This window comes from Frateuria sp. Soil773 (assembly GCF_001428405.1).
GTDB lineage: Bacteria > Pseudomonadota > Gammaproteobacteria > Xanthomonadales > Rhodanobacteraceae > LMSL01.
On record NZ_LMSL01000005.1, the window covers coordinates 17,945 to 39,800 of the forward strand.

At 65.2% G+C, this 21,856-nt stretch carries 19 protein-coding genes; 11 read left to right on the forward strand and 8 right to left on the reverse strand.

Going from position 1 to position 21,856, the window contains the following annotated elements; translation table 11 throughout:
• Nucleotides 1–20: 20 nt before the first annotated feature.
• On the reverse strand, nt 21–1,139 hold the full coding sequence (locus ASG87_RS03410) for a PilT/PilU family type 4a pilus ATPase (RefSeq protein ID WP_056000859.1): 1,119 nt from the start codon (nt 1,137–1,139) through the stop codon (nt 21–23).
• Nucleotides 1,140–1,222: 83 nt separating this feature from the next.
• Between ASG87_RS03410 and ASG87_RS03415 the strand changes: the two genes are divergently transcribed.
• From ASG87_RS03415 to ASG87_RS03440, 6 genes are all read left to right on the forward strand, one after another.
• Complete coding sequence (locus ASG87_RS03415) at nt 1,223–1,804, forward strand: DUF4398 domain-containing protein (RefSeq protein ID WP_157510865.1); 582 nt, start codon at nt 1,223–1,225, stop codon at nt 1,802–1,804.
• Nucleotides 1,801–2,451, forward strand: coding sequence for a hypothetical protein (locus ASG87_RS03420; protein WP_056000862.1), 651 nt, complete (start codon nt 1,801–1,803; stop codon nt 2,449–2,451). Before ASG87_RS03415 ends, ASG87_RS03420 begins: the two co-directional genes overlap by 4 nt.
• A 332-nt stretch (nt 2,452–2,783) precedes the next feature.
• The gene (locus ASG87_RS03425) at nt 2,784–3,011 is read left to right on the forward strand and encodes a YdcH family protein (protein WP_056000865.1); all 228 of its coding nucleotides are present in this window, start codon (nt 2,784–2,786) and stop codon (nt 3,009–3,011) included.
• A gap of 164 nt (nt 3,012–3,175) precedes the next feature.
• Complete coding sequence (locus ASG87_RS03430; RefSeq protein WP_056000867.1) at nt 3,176–4,546, forward strand: pyridoxal-phosphate dependent enzyme; 1,371 nt, start codon at nt 3,176–3,178, stop codon at nt 4,544–4,546.
• A gap of 123 nt (nt 4,547–4,669) precedes the next feature.
• Nucleotides 4,670–6,499, forward strand: coding sequence for a glutamine--fructose-6-phosphate transaminase (isomerizing) (gene glmS / locus ASG87_RS03435; protein ID WP_056000870.1), 1,830 nt, complete (start codon nt 4,670–4,672; stop codon nt 6,497–6,499).
• Nucleotides 6,500–6,747: 248 nt separating this feature from the next.
• Nucleotides 6,748–7,098 (forward strand): hypothetical protein, encoded by a 351-nt coding sequence (locus ASG87_RS03440; protein ID WP_056000873.1) that lies wholly within the window; start codon nt 6,748–6,750, stop codon nt 7,096–7,098.
• A gap of 111 nt (nt 7,099–7,209) precedes the next feature.
• Here ASG87_RS03440 and ASG87_RS03445 read toward each other — a convergent pair whose 3' ends face one another.
• From ASG87_RS03445 to rfbB, 5 genes are read right to left on the reverse strand one after another with little or no spacing between them, the layout of a single operon-like run.
• Entirely contained in the window at nt 7,210–8,622 is a 1,413-nt protein-coding gene (locus tag ASG87_RS03445; protein WP_056000876.1) for a mannose-1-phosphate guanylyltransferase/mannose-6-phosphate isomerase, read from the reverse strand.
• 4 nt (nt 8,623–8,626) lie between these two features.
• The gene (gene rfbD / locus ASG87_RS03450; RefSeq protein WP_056000881.1) at nt 8,627–9,562 is read right to left on the reverse strand and encodes a dTDP-4-dehydrorhamnose reductase; all 936 of its coding nucleotides are present in this window, start codon (nt 9,560–9,562) and stop codon (nt 8,627–8,629) included.
• A complete protein-coding gene (rfbC, locus tag ASG87_RS03455; protein ID WP_056000885.1) occupies nt 9,559–10,116 on the reverse strand; it encodes a dTDP-4-dehydrorhamnose 3,5-epimerase in 558 nt (185 codons plus the stop codon). The genes rfbD and rfbC overlap by 4 nt, the downstream gene beginning before the upstream one ends.
• Nucleotides 10,113–11,003, reverse strand: coding sequence for a glucose-1-phosphate thymidylyltransferase RfbA (gene rfbA, locus ASG87_RS03460; protein ID WP_056000888.1), 891 nt, complete (start codon nt 11,001–11,003; stop codon nt 10,113–10,115). Before rfbA ends, rfbC begins: the two co-directional genes overlap by 4 nt.
• The gene (gene rfbB, locus ASG87_RS03465) at nt 11,000–12,049 is read right to left on the reverse strand and encodes a dTDP-glucose 4,6-dehydratase (RefSeq protein ID WP_056000891.1); all 1,050 of its coding nucleotides are present in this window, start codon (nt 12,047–12,049) and stop codon (nt 11,000–11,002) included. Before rfbB ends, rfbA begins: the two co-directional genes overlap by 4 nt.
• Before the next feature lie 175 nt (nt 12,050–12,224).
• Between rfbB and ASG87_RS03470 the strand changes: the two genes are divergently transcribed.
• The 5 genes from ASG87_RS03470 (at nt 12,225) to ASG87_RS03490 (ending at nt 19,606) form a co-directional block, all read left to right on the forward strand.
• Complete coding sequence (locus ASG87_RS03470; protein WP_056000894.1) at nt 12,225–13,397, forward strand: cystathionine gamma-synthase; 1,173 nt, start codon at nt 12,225–12,227, stop codon at nt 13,395–13,397.
• A 69-nt stretch (nt 13,398–13,466) separates the two neighbouring features.
• Entirely contained in the window at nt 13,467–14,294 is an 828-nt protein-coding gene (locus ASG87_RS03475) for an ABC transporter permease (protein ID WP_056000897.1), read from the forward strand.
• On the forward strand, nt 14,284–15,612 hold the full coding sequence (locus ASG87_RS03480) for an ABC transporter ATP-binding protein (RefSeq protein WP_056000899.1): 1,329 nt from the start codon (nt 14,284–14,286) through the stop codon (nt 15,610–15,612). Before ASG87_RS03475 ends, ASG87_RS03480 begins: the two co-directional genes overlap by 11 nt.
• On the forward strand, nt 15,609–17,747 hold the full coding sequence (locus ASG87_RS03485) for a glycosyltransferase (protein ID WP_056000902.1): 2,139 nt from the start codon (nt 15,609–15,611) through the stop codon (nt 17,745–17,747). Before ASG87_RS03480 ends, ASG87_RS03485 begins: the two co-directional genes overlap by 4 nt.
• Nucleotides 17,748–17,752: 5 nt before the next feature.
• On the forward strand, nt 17,753–19,606 hold the full coding sequence (locus tag ASG87_RS03490; protein WP_056000905.1) for a hypothetical protein: 1,854 nt from the start codon (nt 17,753–17,755) through the stop codon (nt 19,604–19,606).
• Between the two features lie 44 nt (nt 19,607–19,650).
• Here the strand turns inward: ASG87_RS03490 and ASG87_RS19120 are convergent, their stop codons facing one another.
• Together ASG87_RS19120 and ASG87_RS03510 are read right to left on the reverse strand one after the other, a co-directional pair.
• Complete coding sequence (locus tag ASG87_RS19120) at nt 19,651–21,099, reverse strand: glycosyltransferase family 4 protein (RefSeq protein ID WP_162258310.1); 1,449 nt, start codon at nt 21,097–21,099, stop codon at nt 19,651–19,653.
• The gene (locus ASG87_RS03510) at nt 21,096–21,851 is read right to left on the reverse strand and encodes a glycosyltransferase (RefSeq protein ID WP_056000917.1); all 756 of its coding nucleotides are present in this window, start codon (nt 21,849–21,851) and stop codon (nt 21,096–21,098) included. Before ASG87_RS03510 ends, ASG87_RS19120 begins: the two co-directional genes overlap by 4 nt.
• Nucleotides 21,852–21,856: the final 5 nt, after the last annotated feature.

Here is a 21,856-nt window from a genome sequence, read left to right on the forward strand (position 1 = left end):
TCGGGGATCGAAACGCCGGATCAGAAGCCCAGGCCGTACGGGTCGTTGCCCGCCAGCTCGGCGCTGTCGGCGTTCGAGCCGCCCTCGGACAGGCGGATCTTCAGGGCCAGGCCGTCGCGCGAGTCGGCCTTGCTCAGCGCCTCCTCCAGCTCGATGCGGCCTTCCTTGTAGAGCCGGTACAGCGACTGGTCGAAGGTGCGCATGCCTTCCTGCAGGCTGCGGTCCATCGCCTCCTTCACCTCGTGGATCTGGCCGCGGCGGATCATGTCGCGGATCAGCGGCGTGTTCAGCAGCACTTCGGTCGCCGGCAGGCGGCGGCCGTCCTTGCCGATCACCAGGCGCTGGCTGATCACCGCGCGCAGGTTCAGCGCGAGGTTCATCAGCACGTTCTTGTGCGCCGACTCGGGGAAGAAGTTGAGGATGCGCTCCAGCGTCTGGTCGGCGTTGTTGGAGTGCAGGGTGGCCAGGCACAGGTGGCCGGTCTCGGAGAAGGCGATCGCCGCCTCCATCGTGTCGGTGTCGCGGATCTCGCCGATCATGATCACGTCCGGCGCCTCGCGCATCGCGTTCTTCAGCGCCTCGTGGTAGCTGTGGGTGTCCAGGCCCACCTCGCGCTGGTTGACGATCGACTTCTTGTGGCGGTGCAGGTACTCGATCGGGTCCTCGATGGTGAGGATGTGGCCGGGCGAGTTGGAGTTGCGCTGGTCGAGCATCGCCGCCAGCGTGGTCGACTTGCCCGAGCCGGTGGCGCCGACCACCAGGATCAGCCCGCGCGGCTCCATGATCAGCTCGCGGAAGATCGGCGGCAACTGCAACTGCTCGATGCTGGGGATCTCGCTCTTGATCGCGCGGATCACCATGCCCACCTCGCCGCGCTGCTTGAACACGTTGATGCGGAAGCGGCCGGCCTCCTTCACCGCCAGCGCCATGTTCAGCTCCAGGTCGCGCTCGAACTGCGGCACCTGGCCCTCGTCCATCAGGGAATACGCGATCTTCTTGACCATGCCGCCGGGCAGGCCGGTGTTGCCCAGCGGGTAGAGCTTGCCCTCGACCTTGATGTTCACCGGGGCGCCGGTGGTCAGGAACATGTCCGACGCGCCCTTGTCTACCATCAGCTTGAGGAAGTAACCGATATCCACGTAAGACCCCTGAATCTAAGCGCGTTGCAATCCTGGATTATGCCCGCCCACAATACGCGGTGACACTCCGTGAGGAATGAGTGATGGTGCACATCTTTTCCCCGTCGGCCGGGCGCTTCCCGCGTATCGGCACGGCGGTTCATGGCTTGACCCTGGGCACGCTGCTGGCGTTGGCCGGCTGCGCCAGCGTGCCGCCGCCGGATGGCGCGATGAACCAGGCCCAGGCCCAGTTGCAGGCGGCCCGCGACGCGGGTGCGGCCGACTATGCCCCGGTCGACCTGGGCTTCGCGCAGAACAAGTTCCAACTGGCGCAGGCGGCGATGGCCAGCCGCAAGTACGAGGACGCGGCGAACTTCGCCGAGGAGGCGCGCGCGGACGCCGAGCTGGCGCGCGCCAAGGCGCGGCTTGGCAGCGCGCGGGCGCAGATCCAGTCCAAGGTCGAGGAAAACTCGCGCCTGCGCGCGCAGCTCGAACAGCCCGTCGACGACGGCAGCCAGGCGCCGGCGCAGCAGCCGGCCGCGCCCACTTCGATCGAGGACATGCCGGCGCCGTCTTCGTCGGTGCTGTCGGCGCCGCTGCCGCAGTCCGGGCAGGACGGCCAGGGCTTCCAGTCGATGCCCGATCCCGCATCCGATTCCAGCCAGCAGCCGGGAGGCCAGCCATGAAGCGTTCCCGCGTGATCTTCGCCGGCGTGGCGCTGGCGCTGACCGTCGCCACGGCGCAAGCCGCCCGCGACGACATCGACGTGAGCCGGCTCAGCTCCAGCCTCGACCAGTTGGCGAACGACCCGACCCTGGGCGTGTACGCGCAGGCCGAGCAGGCGCGCGCGCGCGACGCCATCGCACGGCTGGCGCAGGCCCGTTCGAGCGACCGCGCGCACGACCTGTACCTGGCCGAGCGCAGGGTCGACCTTGCCAAGGCGGCGGCGCAATACCAGGACGCGCAGAACAAGCTGACCCAGCTCGACCGGGAGCACGACCAGATCCTGCTCGAAGGCAGCCGCCGCGAGGCCGAGGCCGCCCGGCGCGAGCTGGAACGCCAGCGGATGCAGTACCAGATGGCGCAGGAGGAAGCGGCGCGCCTGCAGCAGCAGGGCCTGGAAGCCTCGCAGGCCGCCGAGCAGGCCCGTGCCGAGGCGGAGCAGGCGCGCAAGCTGGCCGCCGCTCAGAGCCGCGTCGCGCATGCCGCCCGGCGCCAGGCCGAGCTGGCCGCGCAGGCGGCGAAGGCCATGCGTTCGCAGATGCAGGGCGATACGCCGGACGTGACCCCCGCCGAGACGCCGAAAAAGAAGAAATCCAGCAAGGGAGGCTGACGGGAAGGCCGGCTCCCGCCGGCGCTGCGTCGGCAGTCAGAGTTTCGATTTAACGAATATAAAAGCCTGTTTCGACAGGCTTTTTTCTTGACTTTCGCATGGCGCCGCGGTTTGCGCGAAGCCGCTTGCATGCCCCTGGGGCGGGGAGTAGGGTCGAAGTCCCATGGGGCACTCATGCGCCATGGGTCACTGACCTGAATCATGCGCCCACCGATCCCTTTGTCCGCCAACCATGTTCCGCCTGCCGGCCATGGTGCGTGGGTGCGCGCGTGGTTCTTCCGTCCGCGGGCGCACCGATCACGCGCCCGCCTTACTCGCGAGGAGGTCGGATCATGTTCGAAAACCAGCAGCGTGACGATGTCGAGGCATTGATGAAGGCCGATGCGGAGTTCCGCCGGCTCTACCAGCACCACAAGGAACTCGACAGCAAGGTGCACGACGCCGAGATCGGCGTGCTCCCCATCGACGACGTCACCCTGGCAGGGATGAAGAAGGAAAAACTCCACGCCAAGGAACGACTGCAACGCATGTGGGATGGCCGGATGCACCGGATCAACTGAACCTGCGTGGTTTCACATGACAACGCGGCCCCGGGCTTCCGCCATGGAACCCGGGGCCGCTGCCTTTCGGGCGTCGCCTCGGGCGCCTCGGGTATCATCGGCGGCCAGCCAGGCCGCACGGGACCGTGCACCGGCTGCCTGATCCCTTTCGCCACGGAGCCCCCATGACGGTCCAGCACAGTGTCCTCGAACTGATCGGACGTACCCCGATGGTGCGCGCGCAGCGCCTGGACACCGGGCCGTGCGAGCTGTTCCTGAAGCTGGAAAGCGCCAACCCCGGGGGCTCGATCAAGGACCGCATCGGCCTGTCGATGATCGAAGGCGCCGAGCGGGCCGGCAAGATCAAGCCCGGCGCCACCCTGGTCGAGGGCACCGCGGGCAATACCGGCATCGGCCTGGCCCTGGTGGCGCAGCAGAAGGGCTACCGCCTGATCCTGGTGGTGCCGGACAAGATGAGCCGGGAGAAGATCTTCAACCTCAAGGCGATGGGCGCCGAGGTGGTGCTGACCCGTTCCGACGTCGCCAAGGGCCATCCGGAGTACTACCAGGACATGGCCGAGCGGATCGCCCGCGAGACGCCCGGCGCCTATTTCATCAACCAGTTCGGCAATCCGGACAACCCGGCCGCGCACGTCGCCACCACCGGCCCGGAGATCCTCGAGCAGATGGACGGCCGGGTCGATGCGGTCGTGCTCGGCTGCGGCTCGTCCGGCACGCTGAGCGGCCTGTCGAAGTTTTTCGCCGAGCATTCGCCGCGGACCGAGCTGATCCTGGCCGACCCGGTCGGCTCGATCCTGGCGCAGTACATCAACGAGGGCGTGCTCTCGACCAAGTCCGGCAGTTGGATGGTGGAGGGCATCGGCGAGGATTTCCTGCCCACGATCAGCGACTTCACGCGCGTGAAGAAGGCCTATGCGATCTCCGACAAGGAAAGCTTCCTCGCTGCGCGCGAGCTGCTCGGCAAGGAGGGCGTGCTGGGCGGCTCGTCCACCGGCACGCTGCTGGCCGCGGCGCTGAAGTACTGCCGCGAGCAGACGCAGCCCAGGCGCGTGGTGACCCTGGTCTGCGACACCGGCAACAAGTACCTGTCGAAGATGTACAACGACTACTGGATGCTCGACAACGGCTTCCTGGAGCGCGAGCAGCACGGCGACCTGCGCGACCTGCTGCTGCGCCCGTTCGCCCAGCGCGACACCGTGGTGGTGGGCCCGGGCGAACTGCTGATGACCGCCTACACGCGCATGAAGCTGTACGACGTGTCGCAGTTGCCGGTGATGGACGGCGAGCGGCTGGTCGGCATCCTCGACGAGTCGGACGTGCTGATGCACGTGCACGCCGACGAATCGCGCTTCCGCGACACGGTGTCCACCGCGATGATCACCAGCCTGCAGATGCTCGACGTGCGCTCGCCGATCGAGTCGCTGCTGCCGGTGTTCGAGCGCGGCCACGTGGCGATCGTGGTCGACGGCGAGCAGTTCCTCGGTCTGATCACGCGGATCGACCTGCTCAACTATCTACGCCGAAAGGTGCACTGAACTTAAGCCTTACGGCCGGTATGCCCGGCGCCCAAGCGGCCGTGAAAGTCTGCTGAAATAACCGGCCTCCAAAGTCGCCACCCGCGGGGCCGCCGGCCTCGCCCATCGAAGGAATGAAGCTCCATGTGTGGAATCGTTGCCGCCGCCGCCCAGCGTGATGTCGCGCCCTTGCTGATCGCCGGCCTGAAGGCGCTGGAATACCGCGGCTACGACTCTGCCGGCATGGCCGTGCTCGGTCCGGAGGCGATCCAGCGCGTGCGCGCCAAGGGCAAGGTGCGCGAGATGGAAGCGCGCTACCAGGCCGATCCGCTGCTTGGCGGCACCGGCATCGCGCACACCCGCTGGGCCACCCACGGCGTGCCGAGCGAGTCGAACGCGCACCCGCACGTCTCCGGCGGCGTGGCGCTGGTGCACAACGGCATCATCGAGAACCACGCCACGCTGCGCCAGGAGCTGCAGGCACGCGGCCACGTGTTCACCTCCGAGACCGACACCGAAGTGATGGTGGCGCTGATCGACGAGCGCATGCGCGGCGGGATGGGGCTGCGCGAGGCGGTGCTCGCCACCGTGCGCGAGCTCGAAGGCGCCTATGCGATCGCGGTGATCAGCAGCGACGAGCCCGGCCACGTGGTCGGCGCGCGGCGCGGCGCGCCGTTGCTGGTGGGCGTGGGCATCGGCGAGCATTTCCTGGGCTCCGACGCGCAGGCGCTGATCCAGGTCACCAACCGCATGATCTACCTCGACGAGGACGACGTCGTCGAGATCACCCGCGACAGCGTCCAGGTCTACGGCCTCGACGGCGAGCCGGTCGAGCGCGCCGTGCACGACAGCGAGCTGTCCGCCGACGCTGTGGAGCGCGGCGAATACCGCCACTACATGCAGAAGGAAATCTTCGAGCAGCCGCGCGCGGTGGCCGACACGCTGGAGGCGCGCATCGGTCAGCACGGCGTGCTGCCGAACATCTTCGGCGTCGGCGGGGATGTCCTGCTGGAGAAGGTGAAGGGGCTGCACATCATCGCCTGCGGCACCAGCTACCACGCCGGCCTGGTCGCCAAGTACTGGATCGAGGAGCACGCGCGCCTGCCGGTCAGCGTGGAAGTGGCCAGCGAATACCGCTACCGCGACGCCGTGGTGCCGCCCGACACGCTGTTCGTCGCCATCTCGCAGTCGGGCGAAACCGCCGACACCCTCGCGGCGATGCGCGAATCGCGCCGCCGCGGCTACCTGGGCACCCTGGCGATCTGCAACGTGCCCGAGTCGTCGGTGGTGCGCGAGGCGGACCTCAAGCTGATGACCCGTGCCGGCCCGGAGATCGGCGTCGCCTCGACCAAGGCATTCACCACCCAGCTCGCCGCGCTGGCCCTGCTGACGCTCGAACTGGCTCACAAGCGCGGGCTGGGGAAGGAGCGCTACCTCGACCTGTGCGCGCAACTGCAGCACCTGCCGCGCGCGATCGAGACGGCGCTGCAACTGGAGCCGCAGATCGTCGCGCTGGCGGAGCGCTTCATCCCGCGCCAGCACGCGCTGTTCCTCGGCCGCGGCGCGCAATACCCGGTGGCGCTGGAAGGCGCGCTGAAGCTCAAGGAAATCTCCTACATCCACGCCGAAGCCTACCCGGCCGGCGAGCTGAAGCACGGCCCGCTGGCGCTGGTCGACGAGGACATGCCGGTGGTCGCGGTCGCGCCCAGCGGCCCGCTGCTGGACAAGCTCAAGTCCAACCTGCAGGAAGTGCGCGCCCGCGGCGGCGAGCTGGTGGTGTTCGCCGACGGCGAGGCGAGCATGGAAGACAAGGCGATGCGCGGCTCGGTGACCCAGATCGCCGGCGGCGGCGATTTCATCGCGCCGGCCGTGTTCACCGTGCCGCTGCAACTGCTGGCCTACCACGTGGCGGTGCTGCGCGGCACCGACGTCGACCAGCCGCGCAACCTGGCCAAGTCGGTGACGGTGGAATAACGGCCGGCTGCGGGCTTGCCGGCGTGCCGCCCGCATCCACGTCGGGCGGTGCGTAGTCATCCATCCAGCAGAACAAGCCTAGAACCGAGAGGCGCGGTGCCGGCTGCTCTGCGATTCAGGTCGATGACGATTTCGCAACCCGCGTGCGGGCCGGCTGTGGCGGAGGGGCGACCTTCGGGACGAGTCGTAAGCCTGTACTAAGCCAGCCGGTCCAGTCTCCCGGGAGACTGCAATGAAGAAAGGCCGTGATGAGCAGGCAACGGTACGCGGTACGGTTCGAGAGCGATCGCTATGTGGTGGCGCAAAGGCTGCCGCTGGGCATCGGGAGCTGGGCGTGGAGTTCGATCTGCGTGGCGATCAAGGCCGAGGGCCGGCTCGTCGAGGCGTCGCTCCGGGAAAGGCTCTTTCTCGGTGCCGTGATGCGCAGCCTGTCCAGGCTCGGCATGGCCGGTCCGGACGAGGTCCATGAGCATCTGTTCGAGCATTTTGCCGCGTCGGTGGGCGCGCGCGGCACGCCGGCCTGGCAGGCCTTCTTCCGCGAAAGGACGCCGCAGGCGGTGGCCCGGTCGCTTGCCGGCGGCGGGCTGCTTCCGGCATAGCCGAAGGCCGGCGCCGGTTTCCCGTCGTGGGCGCTCGATGCCGCCCCGGCAGCACGGGGGCGGCGAAACGCAATGGGCGGGAAGTCGCCTGCGGACCGGCGCGCCGACCGCTCAGGCGCGCCCGTAGACGTCGTCGAAGCGCACGATGTCGTCCTCGCCCAGGTAGCTGCCGGACTGCACCTCGATCAGCTCCAGCGGCACCTTGCCGGGATTGCGCAAGCGGTGCTTGCTGCCGAGCGGGATGTAGGTGCTCTGGTTTTCGCCCAGCAGGAACACCTTGTCGTCGCAGGTGACTTCGGCGGTGCCGGAGACCACGATCCAGTGTTCGGCGCGGTGATGGTGCTTCTGCAGGCTCAGCGCGGCGCCCGGCTTGACCTGGATGCGCTTGACCTGGAAGCGCTCGCCCGCCTCCAGCGAGTCGTAGCTGCCCCATGGGCGGTGCACCACACGGTGCAGCGAATGCTCGCTGCGCCCGGCCGACTTCAGCTGGTCGACGACCTTCTTCACGTCCTGCGCGGCGTCGCGGTGCGCGACCAGGGTGGCGTCCGGCGTGGTGACCACGATCAGGTCGTCGACGCCCACGGTGGCGAGCAGGTGGCGGTCGTGCGAGCGCAACAGGGAGTTGCGCGTCCCGATCGCCAGCGTATCGCCGTCGCGCACGTTGCCCTGCGCATCCTTGGCGCCGGTCAGCCACAGCGCCGACCACGAGCCGATGTCGCTCCACGCGCAACTTACCGGCACCACGGCGGCGCGGCGGGTCTTTTCCATCACGGCGTAGTCGATCGAATCGTCCGGCACCCGGGCGAAGCGCTCCGCGTCGAGACGGATGAAGTCGAGGTCCGCCTTGGCCGAGGCCTGGGCTTCCCGCACTGCGGCCAGCATCGCCGGCGCGTGCTCGGCCAGCTCTTCCAGGTAGCGCGAGGCGCGGAACAGGAACATGCCGGCGTTCCAGTCGTAGCCGCCGTCGGCGAGATAGCGCTCTGCAGTAGTCTGGTCGGGCTTTTCCACGAACTGCTCGACCCGGAAGGCGTCGCCGTCGATGGCTTCGGCGCGGCGAATGTAGCCGAACCCGGTTTCCGCGCGATCCGGACGCACCCCGAAGGTGACCAGCCAGCCCTGCGCGGCGGCGGGCAGCGCGCGCTGCACCGCCTCGGCAAAGCTTGCCGTGTCACCGATCAGGTGGTCGGCCGGCAGCACCAGCACGATCGCCTCCGGATCTTGCGCGACCGCCTGCAGCGCGCCCAGGGCGATCGCCGGCGCGGTGTTGCGCGCCAGGGGTTCGAGCACGATGGTGGCGTCGTCGATGCCGGCTTCCAGCAACTGCTCGGCGGCGAGGAAACGGTGGTCTTCGCTGGCCACCACGATCGGCGCGGCGATGCCGGGCAGGGCGCGGGTGCGGGCGATCGTCTGCTGGAACAGGGTGCCCTGGCCGGCCAGGCTCAGGAATTGCTTGGGCAGGTTCTTGCGCGATACCGGCCAGAGCCGGGTGCCGCTGCCGCCGCTGAGGATGAGGGGGATCAACATGGGCTCAGGATACCTTGCCAGCCAGCTCGCCGATAACCTCGCGTAGGCCTTCGCGCCAATCGGGCAGCGGAAAGCCGAATGCGTCCGTAAAGCCCGAATTGTCCAGCACCGACCGGGCCGGCCGGCGCGCCGGCGTCGGGAAGTCGGCGGTGGCGATCGGGACCACGCGCGGCTTGCGCGCGACCAGGCCGGCTTCGGCGGCCTCGTCGAAAATCGCCGAAGCGAAGCCGTGCCAGGTGGTGGCACCGCTGGCGACCAGGTGGTGCGTGCCGTTGAGTTGCCGCCGCCGTTCGGGGGCGGCGTGCAGCCAGCCGTCCAGCGCGGCGAGGCTGGCGCGGACGATCAGCCGCGTGGCGGTCGGCGCGCCGTGCTGGTCGGCGACCACGCGCAGTTCGTCGCGCTCGGCGCCCAGCCGCAGCATGGTGCGCAGGAAGTTGTGCCCGTGCGCGGCATAGACCCAGGCGGTGCGGAACAGCAGATGATCGGCGCCGCTCGCGCGCAGGGCCTGTTCGCCGGCGAGCTTGCTGCGGCCGTAGGCGCCCAGCGGCGCCGTCGCCGCATCGGTGGCATAGGGCCGTGCCTGCGTGCCGTCGAACACGTAGTCGGTGGAGTAGTGCATCACCAGCGCACGGTTCGCCGCGGCCCACCGGCCCAGCACGCCCACCGCTTCACCATTGACGCGGGTGGCCAGCGCCTCTTCCTGCTCCGCCCGATCGACCGCCGTATAGGCGGCGGCATTGACGATCAGTTGCGGCTGCAGACGGTCGAGCAGGGCGGGCAGCGTGTCCGGCGCGGCGAGGTCGGCGGTTTCGGCAGGGCCCGCATCGAAACGCCGGCCGTCGCGGCTGGCCGCAACCAGCGTGCCGCGCGCCGCCAGGCCGCCGTCCTCGACGAAGCTGCGGCCGAGCTGGCCGTTCGCGCCGAGCAGCAGGATCCTCATGCGGTGAAGACGGGCAGGCGCTCGACTGGCACCTCGGCCAGCAAAGGCGCCTTGCCGTCCTTGTCGGACAGCAGCGGCTCGGCGACCGGCCAATCGATGCCCAGCGCCGCATCGTTCCAGCGGATGCCGGCATCGGCCTTCGGGTCGTACAGCGCGGTGCACTGGTAGGCGAAGGTGGCGAACTCGGAGACCACGCAGAAACCGTGCGCGAAGCCCTCTGGTATCCAGAAATGGCGCTTGTTCTCGGAGGTCAGCATGACCTCGGCCGACTGGCCGAAGGTAGGTGAGCCGCGGCGGATATCCACCACCACGTCGTAGACCTCGCCTTCCAGCACGCTGACCAGCTTGCCCTGCGGATTCGGCCACTGGTAATGCAGTCCACGCAGGACGCCGCGGGCGGAACGCGATACATTGGATTGCACGAAATGGCAGGCCATGCCGGCTTCGCGGTATTTCGTCTCGTTGTAGCTCTCGTAGAAGAAACCGCGGGCGTCGCCGAACACCTGCGGCTCGATCACCACGGCACCGGGCAGGTGCGTCTGGATCACCTTCACCGTGCCGTGCCTTTCTGGGACAGTTGCTTGAGGTATTGGCCGTAGCCGGTCTTGGCCAGCGGCGCGGCCAGCGCCAGCAATTGCTCGGCGTCGATCCAGCCGTTGAGGTAGGCGATCTCCTCCGGACAGCACACCTTCAGGCCCTGGCGGTTCTCGATGGTCTGGATGTAGTTGCCCGCTTCCATCAGCGACTCGTGCGTACCGGTATCCAGCCAGGCGAAGCCGCGGCCGAGCTGTTCGAGGTGCAGCGAGTGGTCGTCGAGGTAGCAGCGGTTGAGATCGGTGATCTCCAGCTCGCCGCGCGGGGACGGCTTCAGCGCGGCGGCGTAGTCGCAGGCGCGGCCGTCGTAGAAATACAGCCCGGTGACGGCGTAGTGCGACTTCGGCTGCGCGGGCTTCTCTTCCAGGCCGACCACCTTGCCGGCGGCGTCGAACTCGGCCACGCCGTAGCGCTCCGGGTCGCGCACCCAGTAGCCGAACACGGTGGCGCCGTGGTCGCGGGCGGCGGCACGCTTCAGCCGCTCGGTGAGGCCGTGGCCGTAGAAGATGTTGTCGCCCAGCACCAGGCAACTGGGCTGGCCGGCGATGAAGTCGCGGCCGATGGTGAAGGCCTGCGCCAGGCCGTCGGGCGAGGGCTGCACCGCGTAGCGGATGTCCAGGCCCCACTGCGAGCCGTCGCCCAGCAGGCGCTGGAACAGTGCCTGCTCGTGCGGGGTGTTGATCACCAGCACCTCGCGGATGCCGGCCAGCATCAGGGTGGCCAGCGGGTAGAAGATCATCGGCTTGTCGTACACCGGCAGCAGTTGCTTGCTCACCGCCTGGGTGATCGGGTACAGCCGGGTGCCGGAGCCGCCGGCGAGGATGAGGCCCTTGCGTGCCGCGGTCATTGGCCGAGCCGCTCCATGCGATAGCTGCCGTCGAGCACGCGCTGCACCCACGGCTGGTTGGCGAGGTACCAGTCGACCGTGGCCGCGATGCCGCTCTCGAAGGTCTGCGAGGGCTTCCAGCCCAGTTCGCGCTGCAGCTTGCTGGAATCGATGGCGTAGCGGCGATCGTGGCCGGGGCGGTCCTTCACGTAGGCGATCAGCGATTCGCGGGGGCGGCCATCGGCCAGCGGATGGCGCTGGTCGAGCAGGGTGCAGATCGCCTTCACCACGGTGATATTGGTGCGCTCGGCGTTGCCGCCCACGTTGTAGGTTTCGCCCACGCGGCCGGCCTCCAGCACGCGGCGGATCGCGCTGCAGTGGTCGCCCACGAACAGCCAGTCGCGGATGTTCAGCCCGTCGCCGTAGACCGGCAGCGCCTCGCCGGCCAGCGCCTTCTGGATCACCAGCGGAATCAGCTTCTCGGGAAACTGGAACGGCCCGTAGTTGTTCGAGCAGTTGGTGGTCAGGACCGGCAGGCCGTAGGTGTGGTGGAAGGCGCGCACCAGGTGGTCCGACGCGGCCTTCGAGGCCGAGTACGGCGAGTTGGGCGCGTAGGGCGTCTGCTCGGTGAACTGGCCTTCCGCGCCCAGCGAGCCGTAGACCTCGTCGGTCGACACGTGCAGGAAACGGAAGGCGTCGCGGGCCTCGCCCTCCAGGTCGCGCCAGTAGTCGCGCGCGCACTCCAGCAGTCCCAGTGTGCCCACGACATTGGTTTCGACGAACGCGGCCGGGCCGTCGATCGAGCGGTCCACGTGCGACTCGGCGGCGAAGTTCACGATCGCGTCGGGGCGATGCTCGGCGAGCAGGCGGGCCACCAGCGCGCGGTCGCCGATGTCGCCCTGCACGAACACGTGGCGGTCGTTGCCTTCGAGCGAGGCCAGCGTGTCCGGATTCCCGGCGTAGGTGAGCTTGTCCAGGTTGACCACGCGCAGGCCGTCGGCTACCGCCTGCAGCACGAAATTGGCGCCGATGAAGCCGGCTCCGCCGGTGACTAAGAGAAGGGGCATCGTTTGAGATACGCTCCGGGACTAAGACTTTGCATTGTGGCATGGCGGCCGCGTGGAGAGTCTGCCGGCGTTCATGGTCCGCAGGGCGAATGTTAAGGCTGGGCGGGGTTTCGGGGTTAGAATGGCCGGTCCCCCATGCGGCCAGGGTCTCGTGCCGCCTTCGTTCGGTATCGCCATGAGCAAGCAGCCAACCCTATCCCGACTCGGCCTTGGAACCCGCGCCATCCACGCCGGCCAGCATCCGGATCCGTCTACCGGCGCGATCATGACGCCGATCTACGCGACTTCCACCTACGTGCAGGAGAGCCCCGGTAGGCATAAGGGGTACGAATACTCGCGCACGCAGAATCCAACGCGCATGGCCTATGAACGCTGCGTGGCGGACCTGGAGGGCGGCGTTTCCGGTTTCGCGTTCGCGTCTGGCATGGCTGCGTCTTCGACCGTGCTCGAATTGCTCGACGGTGGCGATCATGTGATCGCGATGGACGATCTTTACGGCGGCAGCTATCGGTTGTTCGAGCGCGTGCGCCGGCGCAGCGCCGGCCTGGATTTCAGTTTCGTCGACCTGTGCGACCTTGCCGCCTTCGAGGGCGCAATCGGATCAAGGACCAGGATGGTGTGGATCGAGACGCCCACCAACCCGTTGCTCAAGATCGTTGATATAGCCGCCGTCGCAGAGATCGCCTGCCGCCATGGGCTGATTGTCGTGGTGGACAACACTTTTGCATCGCCGGTGCTGCAGCGTCCGCTGGAGCTGGGAGCACAGGTCGTCGTCCATTCGGCGACCAAGTACCTCAACGGCCATTCCGACATGGTGGGTGGAATGGCTGTCGCTGGCGACGAAGCCTTGGCGGAGAAGCTGGCCTTCCTGCAGAACTCCATCGGGGCTGTACAGGGGCCATTCGATAGCTTTCTTGCCTTGCGCGGACTCAAGACCTTGCACTTGCGCATGAAGACGCATTGTGAGAACGCTCTTGCCCTGGCCGAATGGCTCGATTCCCATCCCGCGGTCGAGCGTGTGGCTTATCCTGGACTGAAGTCGCACCCCCAGCACGCCTTGGCAAAGCGGCAGATGCATGGCTTCGGCGGGATGGTGTCCATCTGGCTGAAAGGCGGTGCGGAAGCTGCCACGAGCCTGTGCGAACGGACCGAACTGTTCGCGCTGGCCGAGTCGCTTGGTGGGGTGGAAAGCCTGATCAACCACCCGGCGATCATGACGCATGCCTCGGTGCCGCCGACGCGCCGTGCCGAGCTTGGCATCGACGACAACCTGGTGAGGCTCAGCGTGGGCGTGGAGGATGTCGGCGATCTGCGCAGCGAGCTGGATGGCATCCTGTCGGCGCTTTGAAGCGGCGGACAGGGAAACAATAATCGAATAAGGCCGGCAAAGCGCCAGTCGCTTCCGGGATGGAAGACCGTGAATCCATATGCCACTCACCGATTGAGCCCGCTGTTCGCCCTGCGTTCCCTGGCAGGGCATCGGCGGCTGATTTTCGAAATGGTCAAGCGCGAAGTCATCGGCCGGTACCGCGGAGCGATGATGGGGCTGCTCTGGTCGTTCTTCACGCCGGTATTGATGCTGATCGTCTATACGTTCGTTTTCAGTGTGGTCTTCAAGGCGCGCTGGGGCGGTGGGACCGGTTCGCGCGCGGAATTCGCGATTGTCCTTTTCGCGGGAATGATCGTTTTCAATCTTTTTTCGGAGTGCATCAATCGGGCGCCGAGCCTTGTGATAGCCAATCCGAACTACGTCAAGAAGGTCATCTTTCCGCTTGAGATATTGCCAGTCGTCGCCTTTGGCTCGGCACTCTTCCATTTCTTCGTGAGCGTGCTCGTCTGGCTTTTGTTCTACGTTATCATTTTCGGGATACCGCATATCGGTATCCTGTGGCTTCCGGTCGTCCTGTTGCCGCTGGCGTTGTTCAGCGTGGGGATTTCATGGTGCCTGGCCTCACTTGGAGTCTTCCTGCGGGACGTTGGACAGGTGATCGGGGTGATCACGACGATATTGATGTTCATGTCGCCGATTTTCTATTCGATAGAATCGCTGCCGGAGAAGTTTCGCGGATTCATGTACCTGAGCCCGGTTACTTATTTCGTGGAGCAGACCCGGGACGTGCTGTTCTGGAACAAGGGCGTGCATTGGGAGCCTTGGTGCAAGATGATGCTGCTATCGATGGCCATTGCCGCGCTGGGCTTTGCATGGTTCCAGAAGACCAGGAAGGGTTTTGCCGATGTCATCTGAAAATGTCATCGAGATCGGCGGCCTCGGCAAGTGCTACCAGGTGTACGACAAACCTCGCGATAGGCTCTTGCAGATGCTTTTCGGCCGGAATGGGAAAAGCTATTACAAGGAGTTCTGGGCGCTTCGCGACATAAGTTTCGCTATTCCCAAGGGGAAGGTGTACGGCATTCTGGGGAAAAACGGCGCTGGCAAGTCGACCCTCCTCCAGGTCATCTGCGGGACGCTGGCGCCTACGACGGGCACCGTGGCGGTCAAGGGCAAGGTCGCGGCATTGCTCGAGCTGGGATCAGGGTTCAATCCGGAGTTCACCGGCATCGAGAACATCTACATGAACGCCCAGTTGCTCGGCCTCAGGCGCGAACAGGTGGATGCGAAACTGGAACAGATCATCGCCTTCGCTGATATCGGCGACTACGTGCACCAGCCGGTGAAGACGTATTCCAGCGGTATGTTCGCCCGTCTGGCATTTTCGGTAACGATCCACGTTGAGCCGGACATCCTCATTGTCGACGAGGCGCTGAGCGTGGGCGATGCGTGGTTCCAGCACAAGAGCATGGCCCGGATGCGCAAGCTGATGGAAAGCGGATGCACGGTGCTCTTCGTCAGCCACTCGATCGATGCGGTGCGTGCGTTGTGCGACCACGCCATCTGGATCGAGTCCGGAAAAGTGAAGATGCAGGGCGGAGTGACGGAGGTCACCAACGCCTACATGAACGACGTGTTCATCGAGCATAACCGTATCGTGCTGGAGTCGATGGCCAGCGATGTACTGACATTGCCGGAAGTCGGCGACAAGTCTGCAGAGTCGGGGCCCATGCCTGGCGGCGAAGTTTGCGAGGCAGTGGAATCCGAGGCACCAGCCCCCGCACCGAATGATGGCTCCGTATTGCAGATCGAATCCCTGCAGATACTGGACGCGCAAGGCAAGCCGACGAGCAAGGTCGAGCAAGGCGAGAATTTCTCGCTTGCGCTCGACGTGATGTTCCACAAGAGCCTGAGAAATGTAAGCGCCGGCTTTCTGATCAAGGACCAGTTCGGACAGGAACTCACGGGCGAGAGCATCTTCAACACCTATCGCCGGAGCATGGACGTTCGGGCCGGACAGCGGGTCCGTATCCGTTTCTCGTCGAGCATGCTGCTACGCGGTGGACAGTCGTACAGCGTTGCCATCCGAATCAATCAGGTCAGCAAATGGGACCGAAGCGACAATATGGTCATCTACGCCGATGAGCTTGCGCTGGTCTTCGACGTGCTGGCCGATAGCAACGACCCCATGTGGTTCAAGTTCCGCATGCCCTTCCAGGTGACATACCAATGAATGGTGCCGACGTAAGCGTCGTCCTCAACCTGCATCGCGAAGCGCTGCTTCTAGCGCCGACTTTGCGTTCGTTGCATGCCTGTGCGCAGGAGGCTGGCAGAAACGGCATTACCGTAGAAATGGTGGTGGTTTTCGATCGCTCGGACGATGCGACCCGCGAAGTGTTCCGCTCGATCCCGCTGCCTGCCTTTTGCCGGGTGGAAGAAGTGGAGGCCGATGTCGGTTCGCTTGGGCTTGCCAGGAACGTCGGCATCGAGCGGGCTCGCGGTGAATTCGTCTGGACGGCGGATGCCGACGACCTGCTTTCGTCCAACTGCATCGTCGCGCTGCTCGATAAGGCACGTCAGCACCCTCGCCCCGAGGTGGCGGTTTTCATGGAATACCTGTGCGCCTTCGGCGACCAGTACCATGTTTGCCGTTATGTCGGGTCGGAATACCTGACGGCTGCCGATTACGCTTTTCAGCATCCTTACGGATCGAGGATCTTCGTCCGGCGCGCTGCCTTCGATTTGGTCCGGTACGACGATTTGCGTGTGACCTCGGGATTCGCCTACGAAGACTGGTTCATGAACTGCGAACTGCGCGCCATCGGCTACGACATGGCCGTGGCTCCGGACACGGTTTTCTTCTACCGGCAGCGGGCAGGCAGCCTGCTCAGACAGGCAGATGCTGCCTCGGTGCGACTCATTCCGCACAGCCGGCTTTTCGACGTCGAAACCTTCCTGGCTGATATGCAGGCCTGCCGCGAGCGGGTCGGTAGCTGGGATCGCTTCATGAAGAAGCGGAACGAAATTTTCGAAAGCAACAACACCCGCAGTTTCATGGCATCGGAAAAACTCGTAGGTTTCATGCGCGACGCAATGCGCCTCGAGCCCGAGATCGAACCAAACCGGGTGGAGGTGGCGGACAGCTATGGTCCAATACCCTGGAATCCCCGGCATTGGGGCATGCAGCTGGAAAATCTCTACAGGATGGTGGGCAAAGAAAAGTTCACCGATGTAGTGCTATTGCCGTGGCTGAAGCCTGGCGGAGCGGAAAAGTTCATACTGCAGGTACTCGAGGAAATCGGGGCCAAGGACCCGGGGGCCAGATTCCTGGTGATTACCGGGGAGTCAGCCAAGGTCCATGAATGGGCGAAGAAGCTGCCCAGGAACGCAGTCTTCATCGATGCCCACAATGCGTTCCCGCTCCTGGACGAGAAAGAGTGCCGCCAGATGCTGCTGCGGGCGATGCTGGCAGTGAGCGAGGATGGTGCCCGGCTGCATCTGAAATCGTCGGTGTTCGCCCATCGGATGCTGGACGCTTATGCTCCCGTGCTGGCCGGCAAGTTCCGCACCGTCTACTATCGTTTCAGTGATGGAACATATGCCTGGCGTGGTGAGCGGCTGCGCGGCCCATGGGGTATCAACCACATGCGGCGCCATCTCGGCGGATTCTGGAAAGTCGTGTGCGATTGCAATGCGATTGCGGACTATGACCGTACTTTCCTGGGCATCCTGGGTTCCAAGTACGAGACGATTTACGCCAGGTGCGATCCCAAGCCGGCGGGAGACAAATCGTCACAGCCGAAGCGGCGCCTGCTCTGGGCATCGCGGGTTGCCCCCGAGAAGCGGCCGGAATTGCTCGTGCGGATCGCTGCAGCCTTGAAGGACGCGGGAATCGATGTGGTGATCGACGCCTATGGAGCGACATGCGACGGGCTCCATCCACGGGATCTGTTCGATCGGCAGTCTGGCATCGTTTATTACGGTTCGTTCTCGTCGTTCTCGGCCTTGCCCATCGAGTCGTACGATGCTTTCCTGTACACGAGTGCCTATGACGGCCTGCCCAACGTCCTGCTCGAAGCCCTGGCGGCGGGTCTGCCCGTCATTGCGCCGGACGTGGGCGGCGTCAAGGAAGCGGTCGTCAGCGGTACCACCGGATGGTTGGTCCAGGCGGAAGACGACGATACCCTGGTCCGCCATTATGTCGATGCCATCCGGGAGCTTTACGCGGATTGGTCCGTGGCCGCGGAAATGGCGTCCAACGGGCGGCATTTGATCGCTCATCGCCACGGCGTCGAAGCGTTCACGCAACGCGTGGCCGAAGCTTTCGACCTCGGCCTCGACTGCGACGAAACGAAGAAGGTGGCCTGAAGCCCATGCACTTGTATTTGTATGCGGACGACGAAAGCATCGAGGTCCTTGGTGCGCAGCGTCCCAAGGCCCTGTTGATCGGCAGCGACTTTGGCTACGGGAATTTCGGCGACGTCCTGCAGCACAAAGGAGCGATATCGCGCGTCAAGGCCGCTTCAGGACTTGCCGCGGTTTCGATATTGACGCTGGATGCCATTTCCAGATACGTCGATACCGGGGCGCTCCGCAAGGACTATGGGGCGGATGCCCTCGCGTTTGTCTCCGAAATGCCGATCGCGTCCGAAACGGCCGCGCAATTGCAGCTGCGCGAAGTCGCGGTCCTACGCAACGTTTCGTACATTCAGCTTTATGGCGGGGGTTTTCTGAACGAGATGTGGGGCGACTTCGTTCTCGGGGTCGCCGAGTATTTCCTCGAGCGCTTGCCCGGCGCTGCTTACGTCATATCCGGACAGCAAATTGCTGGCGCCTATGCGTCGCGGGTTCGCGACCATGTAGCCAGGTTCAAGCCGCAGATGCTGGGGGTCAGGGACCGGAATTCCGCCGGTCTCATGGCCGACCAGGGCATGCGTGCGGACTTCTCTTTCGACGACGCCGTAGAGCCGCTTCTGGAGTTGCACCACAAGCTGGGTCTGCAAGCGGGTGAAGGTGCCTTCGTCCATCTGAACACGTCGGGCTACACCGGCAACGACGGCGCGATGGACGAAATGGTTGCCCATTTGCGCCTGGTTGCCGACCGCGTCGGCTCCGAAAAGCCGACCCTTCTCCACGCATTCCAGGATGCCAGGGAGGAAGTGGTGGATTCGATCGAGACGGTGAAGCGGCTCGAATCGGGATTCCCTTTCACCGACGTCGAGACCGTGATGCTTGTTGCCGCGATCATGGAAAGCGGGCATCCAGGAAACATGCGTGTGCTGACTGGGCGATTCGGGTACTCGAGTTCCTATCATGTGACGCTTTGGCTCCAGCTTGCCGGCATTCCCTGCTGGTTGCGAGGCAGCAACGAATACTACCGGCAGAAGAGGGCAGCTCTGGGCATCGAGGGGAGGTTCGAGGACTTCCTGGAACAGATGCATTGCCCCGACCACCGCGAGAACCTGCACGAGAGATCGCAATGGGTCGCGCGGCTCGAGCATATCCTCGGTCGCGCGGAACTGATGGAGAACAGGATCGCCTGGGAGAGAAGCAACCGTGCCACGCCGGAGCGCACCTTCAACTTCAAGGGCGAACCGAGGATGGAGGAGCGTCTGAACCAGGCATGGCAGGCCGCCGAAGGCAACCGCCAGGAAAACGAGCGGTTACGAGCGCTATTGGAAGGCGACACGGATGGGACTGGTGCGCAGGATCCGGTCAGGCAGAGTCGCCATGAAGGCGGATTGGACGTGCTCTTCGCGCGGTTCGAGAAAGCGGTGATGGCCAGCGCCAAGCTCGAAATCGAATTGCTCCATAGTGCCGAGAAAATCGGGGAACTGGAGCAGGGGCTGGCCCGGGAGCGCGCGCTGGCGGAAGCCTTGAAGAGCCGACTGGAAGAGACCGAGTTGCGCATGCAGGCATGCAATAGGCAACTGACCGAGGTCGGCACGGACGCGAGGTACTACCGCGAGCAGTACCTGTCGATGCAGTCCGGACTGCAGCAGGCGGCAGTCTGTGCCGAGCAATTGCGGCAGATCACGAGCAGCCGTTCGTGGCGTATCACGCGCCCGCTCCGGGTCGCCAATCGCTTCCTTGCCACCAGGCGCTTCGACCCCGCGGGCGAGGTCGGCGTGTACGCCATGCTGCGAATCGTTGCAGAGAAGCTGCCGATCAAGGCGAGGTGGAGATCCGCGGCTGGGCGCACATTGCGACGGTTCCGCCGGCGCTGACGCGGAAAGGGCCTCGCGGGGCGGCGGCGAGTGCTGCGCGAGGATCAGGACGAATAGCCCGGGATCCCGCGCAAACTTGCGACGAAGGCTTCGGTGGTGAATCCGGGCAGTCGCTCCTGCTGGATGTTCAGCCAGGCTTCGCGTGCGACCGGGTCTTCCAGTGCTCGGATAGCGCGTACGTATCGGTCTGCGTCGTCGGCGGGATGGATCAGGTGCTGAGCGGGAATCAGGTCGCGAATGCCGCCAATGTCGGGCGCAACGACAGGCAAATGCGAGCTGGCGGCTTCCAGCAGGACGTTCGGCAAGCCATCCCATGCCGTGGTGTAGATGAAGGCCGCATGGTCCGGGCGTACGATCTTGGCGAAATCGTCGTAGCCGCCGTGCAACGTCACATTATCCGCTTTCTGCAAGGCGCCGATGTCACCCCCGTGGCCAGGGACGACCTGGATGCCATAGACGTCCCAGTGATAGTCCGGCAACGCGGCGACGAGGCGGGCCAGGAGGTCGGGGCGTTTCTGGCGATCCAGGCGGCTTGCCCAGAGCAGTCGCTTGCCGGATCGTGATGCTTCAGCAGGACGTGTTGGCGGTGCGGGGAAATGCACGACATGGAAAAGATCGTCGGCCACGCCAAGGTCGCGACGCCAGCCTTCGGGAGAAACTGAATTGTCGGTAATCACCGCATCCAGGCAGGAGGCGGCATCTGCCAGGTAGCGGACGGCCAGTCCATCGCGGTAACCGCGCTCGTCGCGGTCATCGCAATAGAGCGACGCATAGAGCCGGCTTGCCTGCCTAATGGCCAGGCCATGGCGGACGACGGTACGCCAACCCAGATGCGAGCCGATGAGGTGGACGCGGCGGGGAGCCAACTGGATCAGCAGGCGTGCCAACACTATCTCCTGCTCGGCATGCGGCGTGCTGAGTTTGGCCAATTCCAGGCCGGCTTCCAGGAACCGTACTCCACCAGGCAAGCGCGTGGCCCATGGCGAATCGTGCGGTTCCGTGGCGATCACCAGAATTCGATGGCCGAAGGCCTCGTGGCACGCGCGGATGTGGTGGAGTGCGCCGAGGTCAGCGCCGCCGCGCTTGAGCCACGGGACCAGGAATACCGTGTCGTAGTCGCCTTGACCAAGTTGCGAACGCAGGTGCCCGTAGACGATTCCCGCTTCCTGCCAATGGATCGGCGGCGCGTAGAAGCCAGGGTGGGCAGCGACGAATTTGTCGGGTGAGAGCATGGGGTCGACGGTACGCGCGAGGCCATCCATGTCCTTTCTTGCCCAGTCCGGAAGCCTGCGCTGCGGGCCAGGCGGGATGCGGGGCCGCCGCCGGACCAGCAAGGGATCGACCGAGGCTGGCCAGGCGTGTGCGGGAAACAGGGCGCGGGCCATACGCAATGCGGCGCTGGCGGTCGATTTCTGCCAACGCATGGGAAGACGAGAGAACACCTGCTCGTCCACGAGCCGGTAGATCCGGATGAGTGCGCGGCGCAGTGTCATGGAGCGAAGCCGAAAAGCCGGGTACGGTGGATCAGGGCATGATGGCGTTCGTGTGCCGCATTGAGCGAACCGTGCGCCTTCCTTCGAACATAGTGCACGGTACCCTCGGCAATTCGATGGGGGTGGCCGAGAGAGAGCGTTTCGCAGTTCCAGTGCCAATCTTCGAACCCAAACCCGCTTTCCCCGGGGCGCGCCCGCACATAGGGAACATCGATATACAAATCGCGTCGCGCAAAGCTGCATGAGTTCCAGGGGTTGCAGACCAACAGGCAAGCCGGATCAAAGGCGGGATCATCGTCGCCGACCTGCCAACTGATGGCGTTCCATCCGTCGAACAGAACCACCAACTGAGCGTGAAGAATGGCCTTCCCGCCGAATTCCGAGGCGGCTTGCATGCAGCAGCAGATGAAGTTCTCCGACAGGTAGTCGTCGCCGTCACAGACCAGCACCCAGCGGCCGGATGCCTCCCGGATTGCCTTGTTGCGGGCAAGCCCAAGATCGCCGATGTCGAGTGGCAGCAGCACGTCAGGTTTGCCGGGACCATCGTAGCCGCGCACAACGCGTTCGGTTTCCGCATCCGGGCGGTCCAGGGTCGCGACGATCTCCACGCGGATGCCCGCTTTTTCCGCCGCGATGCGGCAACGGCTCAACGACAGCAGGCTCTTGTGCGCCAACAGCCCTTCCTGGTGGAAAGTGATGACGACCGAGACATCGGGCTGCATGATGTGGGATTGCACGAGCGCCTCTGTCATGCGGG

Coding starts and splice junctions, on each gene's coding strand:
- glmS (WP_056000870.1), top strand. CDS start 4,670: ATGTGTGGAATCGTTGCCGCCGCCGCCCAGCGTGATGTCGCGCCCTTG.
- ASG87_RS03415 (WP_157510865.1), top strand. CDS start 1,223: ATGGTGCACATCTTTTCCCCGTCGGCCGGGCGCTTCCCGCGTATCGGC.
- ASG87_RS03510 (WP_056000917.1), bottom strand. CDS start 21,851: ATGACAGAGGCGCTCGTGCAATCCCACATCATGCAGCCCGATGTCTCG.
- ASG87_RS03490 (WP_056000905.1), top strand. CDS start 17,753: ATGCACTTGTATTTGTATGCGGACGACGAAAGCATCGAGGTCCTTGGT.
- rfbB (WP_056000891.1), bottom strand. CDS start 12,049: ATGCCCCTTCTCTTAGTCACCGGCGGAGCCGGCTTCATCGGCGCCAAT.
- ASG87_RS03445 (WP_056000876.1), bottom strand. CDS start 8,622: ATGTTGATCCCCCTCATCCTCAGCGGCGGCAGCGGCACCCGGCTCTGG.
- ASG87_RS03485 (WP_056000902.1), top strand. CDS start 15,609: ATGAATGGTGCCGACGTAAGCGTCGTCCTCAACCTGCATCGCGAAGCG.
- ASG87_RS03420 (WP_056000862.1), top strand. CDS start 1,801: ATGAAGCGTTCCCGCGTGATCTTCGCCGGCGTGGCGCTGGCGCTGACC.
- ASG87_RS03425 (WP_056000865.1), top strand. CDS start 2,784: ATGTTCGAAAACCAGCAGCGTGACGATGTCGAGGCATTGATGAAGGCC.
- rfbD (WP_056000881.1), bottom strand. CDS start 9,562: ATGAGGATCCTGCTGCTCGGCGCGAACGGCCAGCTCGGCCGCAGCTTC.
- ASG87_RS03470 (WP_056000894.1), top strand. CDS start 12,225: ATGAGCAAGCAGCCAACCCTATCCCGACTCGGCCTTGGAACCCGCGCC.
- ASG87_RS03480 (WP_056000899.1), top strand. CDS start 14,284: ATGTCATCTGAAAATGTCATCGAGATCGGCGGCCTCGGCAAGTGCTAC.
- ASG87_RS03430 (WP_056000867.1), top strand. CDS start 3,176: ATGACGGTCCAGCACAGTGTCCTCGAACTGATCGGACGTACCCCGATG.
- rfbA (WP_056000888.1), bottom strand. CDS start 11,003: ATGACCGCGGCACGCAAGGGCCTCATCCTCGCCGGCGGCTCCGGCACC.
- ASG87_RS03440 (WP_056000873.1), top strand. CDS start 6,748: ATGAGCAGGCAACGGTACGCGGTACGGTTCGAGAGCGATCGCTATGTG.
- ASG87_RS19120 (WP_162258310.1), bottom strand. CDS start 21,099: ATGACACTGCGCCGCGCACTCATCCGGATCTACCGGCTCGTGGACGAG.